General features: G+C 58.0%; 4 protein-coding genes. 3 read left to right on the forward strand and 1 reads right to left on the reverse strand.

Going from position 1 to position 4,118, the window contains the following annotated elements:
• Positions 1 to 299 precede the first annotated feature (299 nt).
• The 3 genes from ABYA88_RS15595 (at position 300) to ABYA88_RS15605 (ending at position 2,553) form a co-directional block, all read left to right on the forward strand.
• A complete protein-coding gene (locus tag ABYA88_RS15595) occupies positions 300 to 512 on the forward strand; it encodes a DUF3565 domain-containing protein (RefSeq protein ID WP_373188306.1) in 213 nt (70 codons plus the stop codon).
• Between the two features lie 88 nt (positions 513 to 600).
• A complete protein-coding gene (locus ABYA88_RS15600) occupies positions 601 to 1,566 on the forward strand; it encodes a putative zinc-binding metallopeptidase (RefSeq protein WP_373188307.1) in 966 nt (321 codons plus the stop codon).
• Positions 1,567 to 1,659: 93 nt separating this feature from the next.
• Positions 1,660 to 2,553 (forward strand): prenyltransferase, encoded by an 894-nt coding sequence (locus tag ABYA88_RS15605; RefSeq protein WP_373188308.1) that lies wholly within the window; start codon positions 1,660 to 1,662, stop codon positions 2,551 to 2,553.
• A 29-nt stretch (positions 2,554 to 2,582) separates the two neighbouring features.
• Here the strand turns inward: ABYA88_RS15605 and gltS are convergent, their stop codons facing one another.
• Complete coding sequence (gene gltS / locus ABYA88_RS15610) at positions 2,583 to 3,779, reverse strand: sodium/glutamate symporter (RefSeq protein ID WP_373188309.1); 1,197 nt, start codon at positions 3,777 to 3,779, stop codon at positions 2,583 to 2,585.
• Positions 3,780 to 4,118: the final 339 nt, after the last annotated feature.

Here is a 4,118-nt window from a genome sequence, read left to right on the forward strand (position 1 = left end):
CGCTGACGCTGACGCTGACGCCGGATGCAGGGCGCTGTCGGATCTCCATGTTATCCATATGCTATCGGCCGATGCGTCGATAACTTATGTGCAAAGATCGCATCTAGGTTATACCAAGCTTTCCAATGTGGTGGTAAGCATTAACAGACTGTCGTGTTGCCAGCACTGTCGGCCGCAGCTATATGATCGCTGCGAGAGAGCAACAAATTCACCTTGGCAGCCCCGTCCAGGAGCCGCGCCTCGTCGTCGACGTGCGTCACTGACAACCTTTACCGCGGAAACAATGCCAGGCTCAATTCATGAACAGATGCATCATTGGCTTTCACCTGGACGACGAGCAGCACTGGGTTGCCGAACTCGAGTGTGGGCACAATCAGCATGTCCGGCACAAACCGCCCTGGATCAACCGCCCTTGGGTCATCACACCTGAAGGGCGGGCAGAGAAGATCGGGGTAGTCCTGGCATGCAAGAAATGCGATGAAGGCGCGCCGAGAGACAGACAGTCGGTCTGATATGCGGCAGACGCTGAGGAGAATCGCTTGTGGCTAGGGGGTCTCAGGACTCATGCTGGGAGCCTATGCATTTTCAGGAGCTCGCCCAATGCGCGTTTTTTCCAATCCGGTTGGCGCCGGTTCTCTCTGGTTCGACAACCTCGCTACTGCGGACGGGACGCCCGTCGCTTATGACCCCCAGGCGCGGGCTTTTCTGCCAATGCCGCCATTCTGTGCCAACCGCGATGTAATCGGCTGCAACTGGATAGCGCCGAAGGAAGGGGAGTTCTGCCGTTCATGCAGCATGACGGAGCTGGCTCCTGACACCTCGATCGCCGATGCGATTCCCAACTGGGCGCAGACCGAAGCAGCCAAGCGATGGGCGCTGGATAATCTCGGGCGCTGGCATTGGTTTCGGCCGGAAGACCCAGGAGCCAGACCGGTGTTTCATTTGCTCGCTGAGGGAGCGACGCCTGTGCCCATGGGGCATGCGGGAGGCGTGGTCACCATCAGTGTGGCGGAGGTTGATCCGGTTCTGGTAACGACCCGCCGTGAAGCCCTGGAAGAGCCTTATCGCACCATGATTGGCCATATGCGGCACGAAATCTCCCACATGCTCTGGTGGCGGTTGAGTTTGCGCGAGGACTTTCTTGATGCGTTCAAGGATATGTTTGGTGATGTTTACATTGATTACCCCGGGGCGCTGCAACGTCACTACGCAGACGGACCGCCGGAAGACTGGAAACAGCATTATCTGACCAGTTACGCCTCTTCACACCCTCATGAGGATTGGGCAGAGACGGCAGCCCATCTGCTCCATCTGACAGATATCGCCGACAGCTTTGTAGCTACAGGGCTGTCATCGCCGCAGATACCTGACGCTGGCTGGGATCCATATTCAGAACCTGACGCCGAACGGCTCATTCGTATTGCGGCTTCGCTTACTGTTGGTGTGAATCACGTCAATCGCTCCATGGGCTTATCCGATATTTATCCCTTTGTGCTGTCGGAGCACGCCCGCCGCAAACTCGCGTTTGTGCATGATTGGCTGCGGCGGGGTGCTTTGGGGCTTTGACCTGCAGCATGATTTCCGATGCCAGAGCTCTGTAGTATTCCCCGTTGAAGCCAACTAGCCCTTTTTCTCTGGCCTTCGGAGTGAGGTTTCCGCGTGACCCTGAAAGCAGTCCTGAAATCCATGCGCTTACCCTTTCTGATGCTGACGCCCGCCTGCGTTCTGCTGGGTGTGGCAACGGCCGTAGTGGGATCGGAGGCGGTGATTTGGTCCAATCTGTGGCTGGCTCTGCTCGGCGCGCTGGCCGCGCATATTGCAGTGAACACACTCAATGAGTATCAGGACTTTCGCAGTGGCCTGGATGCGATTACCTCGCGCACGGCATTCAGTGGCGGGAGCGGGGCGTTGGTCAACTGGCCTGACGCGGCACTAGCTGTGCGTCGGGCTGCCGGGCTCTCACTGGCAGTGGTAGTGCTTATCGGCATCTACTTTGTTGCGCAGTATGGCGCGGCCATTCTCCCTATCGGGCTGTTGGGCGTTGCGATCATCCTGCTCTACACCGGCTGGGTAAACCGGCGTCCGTGGTTGTGCCTGGTAACGCCGGGTATCGCGTTCGGCCCGCTGATGGTGATGGGCACCCACTTTGTGCTCACCGGCCAATATAGCCTTCTGGCTGCCGGCGTTTCACTGGTGCCTTTCTTTCTGGCGAACAACCTCTTGCTGCTCAATCAGTATCCCGATGTGGACGCGGACCGTCAGGTTGGGCGTCGGCATTTGCCTATCGTGTATGGTCTGGGGTTCGCCGCGCGGGTCTATGGTGCGATGGTCGTAGCCTCGGTTTTGGTGGTTCTGGTGGGTGTTTTCTCGGGAGCACTGCCGACGCTTTGCCTGCTGACTCTGCTGACTGCGGCTGCGGGAGGCGCAGCCTGGATGGGTGCCCGTCGGCACGGTGACCAGATGGAAAAGCTGAAGCCCTATCTCGGCTGGAATGTGGTCGCGGCAGTGGGGACTCCTGTGATGCTGGCCATCACGCTCATGCTGGGTAGTTAACAGGCAGCGTCCCGCATAAAACGTCACCGCTACCCCTGAAATATCTCCAGACTCAACAGTGTCTGCACCAGGGTCGCATTGGCGATATCGATGAAGAAAGCCCCCAGTAGCGGTATCACTAGATACGCCTTGGGGCTGGGCCCGAACCGGTTGGTGAGTGCGTTCATGTTGGCGATACCGATTGGCGTGGCGCCCAGGCCCATGCCGATAAAGCCTGAAGAGATACAGGCTGCGTCGTAGTCGCGGCCCAGTAGTGGAAACACCACATAGATGGTCAGCACAGTGATCACGATCGCCTGCATCACCATGACCACGCTGATCATGCCCAGGGCGCCCTGCAGGGATAGTAGCGGCAGACTGATCAAGCTCATGCCGAGAAACAGCTGCAGGCTCAGGTCACCAGCGAGCTGGATGGGCCGGTGGTCGATATCGACCTTGAACAGTTCGAGACTGTTGGTCAGGGCGATACCCAGGAACATCGCGGTGAGAAAAGCCGGTAATCGAATGCCCAGCCCGGAAAGCCAGCCGTAAATCGACGCACCGAGGGCGAAACACAGGGCGATGAGTAGCACTGCGGTCAGTACGCTATTGAGTTCGATGATGTAGGTGACCTTGTTTCCCGACTCGATGTGCTGAAGTTCGCTGGGCTCCTCATCCGAGTGCAAATTGTGCCGCCGAATAAGCCATGCTCCCACGGGGCCGCCAATCAGCCCGCCCATGATCAGGCCTGCCGTAGCGAAGGTCATCCCCATCGAACTGGCGTTGGTCAATCCGAAATGCTCTTCAAACAGTTGCCCCCAGGTGATTGCAGTGCCGTGTCCGCCCGCCAGGGATACGCTGCCGCCAATCAGGCCGAGGAGGGGGCTTTCGCCTGCCAGCATGGCAATCAGGGTGCCGGTCAGGTTCTGGAAAATCAGCAGGGCCACCGCAAGGCCGAGCATGATTGCCAGCGCCTTGCCGCCTTCGAGCATTTCTCGCAGGCGCGCGGATAGACCTATCGTGCTGAAAAAAGTAATCAGCAGCAGGTCGCGCAGCTGGAGGTCAAAACGGATATCACGCTCTGTCGTTGCCTCGATCACCGCTACCAGTGCGCTGATCAGCAGGCCACCGGTCACTGCCGGGGGGATGTTGTAGGTATGCAGGAAAGACACCCGGCGATTGATGTGGAAGCCAATCCAGAGCGCAATAATCGCGATCGCAACCGTTACTGGCGTATTGACCACCATGGACAAAGTCTCTCCTGCGAGTGTTTCCAATAAGACTAGCAGGACAGTTGAAGGGTTATGTTGATCGAGGTCAGGTATTGAGGATGCGGCTCCCGGCAGTCAATGGACTTATGCCGGTTGTCTGGTCGGGTATCCTTCGAATCGACAAAACGCTAGAATGCCGGCCGCGCGCAGCCATGTCGGCTGCAGCAATGGGTTCCCTAACCCCATTTCACAGCAAAAAGGACATCCCATGCCGTTGCTCGCTGCTACGGTCAACCGCCCGGTTCTGGCGGGTCTGATCGCGTTTCATATTCTCATCATTATCGTCAGTAACTATCTGGTGCAGTTGCCGGTCAC

This window comes from Halopseudomonas sp., assembly GCF_041579695.1.
In the GTDB taxonomy this organism is placed as follows: domain Bacteria; phylum Pseudomonadota; class Gammaproteobacteria; order Pseudomonadales; family Pseudomonadaceae; genus Halopseudomonas.